The following is a 4,011-nucleotide window of genomic DNA, read 5'->3' as shown; positions in this document are numbered from 1 at the left end:
TGATCATGCCTCAGAATCCGCTTGTCAATAGTGTTTGAGACGCGCTTACCCTGCTTGTTATTAAAAGGAAAAGATGCTGAGATTAACCTTAAACCAATAAAATACTCAAGGTCATCAGTGCCAGATTTTGAAATTAAATTACCCTGCAAAGTAATTCTAGTTTCAGATTCTAGAGTTATTTTAACGTTGGGTTGAATTGTGTTTATTAATTCTTGCAAGTTATCCATAGTTAATCTGGAATTTCATCAAATTTATAAGACTGAAAACTAGTATCAATCAAACCAGATTGAAGGAATTTGGATTTATCTGAGCCAGTTGTAGCATAAATTTATTCCTCCTTCACTGTTACCCTATCACTCAAAACAGGTATGCAGCAAGCAGTTAACGTTGGTCTGATTAGGGTCTTATGTTCATGCTTGGCAAGATAACCACCTTCTAATTCGTTCTGCTAAAAAGAAATTCCAATTACGTCAAAAAGCTTGTTAGCATCATCTAAGGAAATTGATTTCGACCAAGACATATTTACCTTCCGCCTAATCCCGGAAAAAATTTACTCCAAACACTTTGCTCTTTTGACGCTGATTCTTCTGAGCCTAAAACATTCTGTAGCCCTTGCTGATTACTCTGAATCTCCTGCATATTAAGAGAATGAATCACCTGCGCTAACTCTGGATTCTCTTCTAACAGTTCGGCTTCAAGCTCAAACTCCTGCTGTAACAGTTGAGCATTTCTACGCAAGAACATTCGTTGCTGATGTCGTCGCCTGATTTCAGATTCAGTAAGTTGTAAGCCTTCTTCAAAATTAAAATTATCGTAATCGCTATACATAATGTTTAATTCCTCCGTAAAGTAATTGATACCCTAATCGCAATCTGATAATAAATTCGTCAGTATTACGATTGCCCCAGACAGGATTACTACGGCTTTTTATCCAGTTGATTGGACTATGACAAATCTCATTATGACAACAGTAGCATGTAGGAAATGTAGATTGACCAATGATGTCGTTGCCGTAGTAAGCGTGATGGATTTCTTCACTTTTCTTAATCAGACAGACTACACAATAATTGTGAGTTTTTCGGTGAGCGATTGCTACTTGCTTTCTGTACTCTTTGGGATTACCATATCGAGCATTCCAGTTTAATTGTCTGGGTAGCCGAGATTTTCCAGCAGTAGGGTAACGCCTTTTTCGTTTAACTCTTGCCCCGTTAATTCGTGCCACTTTTGTTTGATTTCCTGAAAATGTGGTCTTCTCCCTAATTCTGTTGCCCATTTTCTAATTTCTTGATACCAGTCAACCTGCTGCTGTGAGGATTGCTGATTATTTTTAGAACTATTAACAGTGTCAGCATTCGGTTTGGAATCCTGTTTTTGTTCTAGACCTTTGATATCAAATTCCGGGATTAGAGCAACGAAGGGATTACCACGAGTCGGAATTACTAAGGCATAACGTACACCAGCTTTATCTAGTAGTTCGCAAGCTTGGCGTAACATCTCCAAAATCTCTTTTTTGACATTTACAAAGTCTTGGGGATGGTCAAGAATATAAGAGGATGTTTGCCCCATCGCAATAAAGCAAACGTTTTTCAGAGATGGACGGCTAAATCCGGTTTCTCCAGAGAGCGGGGACTGGCCCATAAATAAACCATGACCCTTTAACCCAGCAGTGAATTTGATGATATAGTTCCAAAAACCCTGCAAATCTTTGGCAGTATCAGCATCAACCATTCCTGGAAGTCCCTTGCCACCACCAAATACAGAGTCCACCTCATCTTGAGCAAGAAATAATTCAGGAACACCGTGACATTCACCACCAACAATTGATACTCTGGCTTTCTGCTTGTCAATTTGGTCTGTGGCAAAGGTAATCCAGTTTTTTAGTTCTTTCATGCCGTCAAACTTACGGCTGAACTTGCACAACCATCTGGTGACATCATCCTTTGGATCACTGCCAATCACAATTGCTGGTGTTTGAGATTTTGCAGCAATTTTGTTGATAATCACGCCTGCTAGAGTGGACTTCCCAGATTGTGTGCCACCAGATAGGTAAAAATGGTGATTGCTGCGAAGAGTCATATTTTGATTAGATGCAGCATCACACAGTTCATCAATCCAAGCACCATCAATTCTGATGTACTCAGGATAATTAGCTGCGATGGCTTGCAGAATTTTTATTGCACCCGGATTAATCACCGACTGCACCGAGTCTTCATCAATGTCAGCAATATCGGGATTGGGAATACCAATCGGTGAAGGTGATTGTTGTGCTGGTGGTTCGGGAAGTGTAACCAACCCTTGCAACTGATATTCAGCAATCCACCGGGGGCGCTCTTGCATTGGTAGCCGATTCACATAATCAGCAACTCGGCGTTTGGCAGCGATCGCAGTCGTAACATAATCATAAACAGCCTCACTTTGTAAATGCTGTTTAAGTGCTTTGAGGTCAGCTTCTAGCAAAGACTGGTAAACTTTTTCCTTACTTTCGCTGATTTGGGCAGAAACCCCAAATAAGCCAGCACTGACCGTCCCAGCGCCGAGTAAGATTCCGGTTGTTATTCGATCTGTATTTAAGAAAAAAGGAGCAGACAGACATAACACTGCACTCGCTCCTAAAGAACATAAAATAGTCCGTTCTGCATGAATGGCACTACTGGCAGTTAGTCGTTCCAGTTCAAATGTCATTGCTATCGCACCCCCAGCGCAACACCAGCTGCAACTAATGTCAGAAAAACAAACAGGAATATCACCCCAGGCATTAACCCAATGGTAAAAGTCTTGCGGTTAAAGCCAAATCCTTTGACGACTAAGCCAGCAAAGTTAAAGAAACCAACTGCCAAACCGCAAATGCAAATCATGCCAATGATCCACACCAAGAATTGACTGACTGGGCTAGCAACTGAGAGAAATCCCATTAACATTGACAGCCCGACTCCAGAGACGGCATATCCAACGAAGGACAGTTTAATTTGCATAACCTAAAATCGGAATGAATCTCCCACTTCATCAAATGCTTTCTCGTATCCCCCCAACTGACGTTGTTGTTCCTGTGAGCCGAAGGCATGACGGATCACCGCCTCCCCATGTAACGCCCTAGTTCGCTGCAAATCTTCCTCAATCTTCATGGCTTCTTGGGAATATGCCAACTGGTTTTTATACATCTCTGCCAAAGATTGCAACTGTTTAAGCTTGTGCCGGGAGAACTTTGTATGTAGCCACTTCTGTGCCTTCAAAGTGCCAGCCACTTCTGCTTCATCCAGAACCTCCTGTGCTGTAGTGTAAGCAGGTAAAGTGTAGCGATCGCGGATTGATGAAGGTAAATTTCCTTCAATTTGGGTAGCATCACCAACTCTTAAATCCGTTGAAACTACACCGTCATTTTTGCTACCGAATAGACCAGGAAGCCATTTACCTAACATTGCTATACGTCTCCTGAATTCGTTGAACTTGTTGACCGATGTAACGAGAAATACCGTAGATGCTGATGAATGAGAACATCAAGATAGCGAAGGTTGCAATCACCCCTTGAGCCATCAAACCTCGCTGCATTAGTTCTTCAACTCTGTTGGCGTTGTTTGCTCGCACTCTCGATTCATCAATAAGTTGTTGGACGATTAAGAATTCTTCGCTCGTGAGGTTTTTTAAGGTCAGCCCCGACAGATTCAACTCGCCGTCCTTCTTCAGGTGAATATTTAATGGTTTCTTGTAAGTTTCTTGTTGTTGCTCCATAGAATGCCACGCCTAATACAAGAATTAATAGCAGCAGATTCAATACTGCTGCTAATCCAATGAATTTACTCGGCTGCATCCGTAAAGTTAGCGCCGAAAATACCCGCAACGAGTTCGTTACCGATTGCACGAAAGGATTCCACGTCAGCTTCTTCCTCCATCGCCTTAGAGACAAACTTACTCACCACGTCCTTGGGGGCATTACGAATCGTCGATAACAACTGGTCTGCTTTAGGGACTTCCAAGGAATAAAATCACCAAGTACAATAATGATAATCATTGTTA

General features: G+C 41.8%; 7 protein-coding genes. All 7 read right to left on the bottom strand.

Annotated features, from left to right (window positions below; translation table 11 throughout):
- A partial coding sequence (locus ACFFAP_RS36845) for a hypothetical protein (protein WP_375515838.1) occupies positions 1-227 on the bottom strand: 227 nt, incomplete at its 3' end.
- A gap of 295 nt (positions 228-522) precedes the next feature.
- A complete protein-coding gene (locus tag ACFFAP_RS36840) occupies positions 523-828 on the bottom strand; it encodes a hypothetical protein (protein ID WP_375515837.1) in 306 nt (101 codons plus the stop codon).
- A gap of 312 nt (positions 829-1,140) precedes the next feature.
- Entirely contained in the window at positions 1,141-2,682 is a 1,542-nt protein-coding gene (locus ACFFAP_RS36835; protein ID WP_375515836.1) for a hypothetical protein, read from the bottom strand.
- A gap of 2 nt (positions 2,683-2,684) precedes the next feature.
- The gene (locus ACFFAP_RS36830) at positions 2,685-2,972 is read right to left on the bottom strand and encodes a hypothetical protein (protein ID WP_100903733.1); all 288 of its coding nucleotides are present in this window, start codon (positions 2,970-2,972) and stop codon (positions 2,685-2,687) included.
- Between the two features lie 3 nt (positions 2,973-2,975).
- The gene (locus tag ACFFAP_RS36825; protein WP_375515835.1) at positions 2,976-3,416 is read right to left on the bottom strand and encodes a hypothetical protein; all 441 of its coding nucleotides are present in this window, start codon (positions 3,414-3,416) and stop codon (positions 2,976-2,978) included.
- On the bottom strand, positions 3,406-3,726 hold the full coding sequence (locus ACFFAP_RS36820) for a hypothetical protein (protein ID WP_375515834.1): 321 nt from the start codon (positions 3,724-3,726) through the stop codon (positions 3,406-3,408). The genes ACFFAP_RS36825 and ACFFAP_RS36820 overlap by 11 nt, the downstream gene beginning before the upstream one ends.
- Positions 3,727-3,791: 65 nt before the next feature.
- Entirely contained in the window at positions 3,792-3,971 is a 180-nt protein-coding gene (locus ACFFAP_RS36815) for a hypothetical protein (protein WP_375515833.1), read from the bottom strand.
- Positions 3,972-4,011: the final 40 nt, after the last annotated feature.

The sequence above is a fragment of the uncultured Nostoc sp. genome (assembly GCF_964245575.1).
GTDB lineage: Bacteria > Cyanobacteriota > Cyanobacteriia > Cyanobacteriales > Nostocaceae > Nostoc.
This window is presented reverse-complemented; position numbering and strand designations above follow the sequence as displayed.

Coding starts and splice junctions, on each gene's coding strand:
- ACFFAP_RS36825 (WP_375515835.1), bottom strand. CDS start 3,416: ATGTTAGGTAAATGGCTTCCTGGTCTATTCGGTAGCAAAAATGACGGT.
- ACFFAP_RS36830 (WP_100903733.1), bottom strand. CDS start 2,972: ATGCAAATTAAACTGTCCTTCGTTGGATATGCCGTCTCTGGAGTCGGG.
- ACFFAP_RS36840 (WP_375515837.1), bottom strand. CDS start 828: ATGTATAGCGATTACGATAATTTTAATTTTGAAGAAGGCTTACAACTT.
- ACFFAP_RS36835 (WP_375515836.1), bottom strand. CDS start 2,682: ATGACATTTGAACTGGAACGACTAACTGCCAGTAGTGCCATTCATGCA.
- ACFFAP_RS36820 (WP_375515834.1), bottom strand. CDS start 3,726: ATGGAGCAACAACAAGAAACTTACAAGAAACCATTAAATATTCACCTG.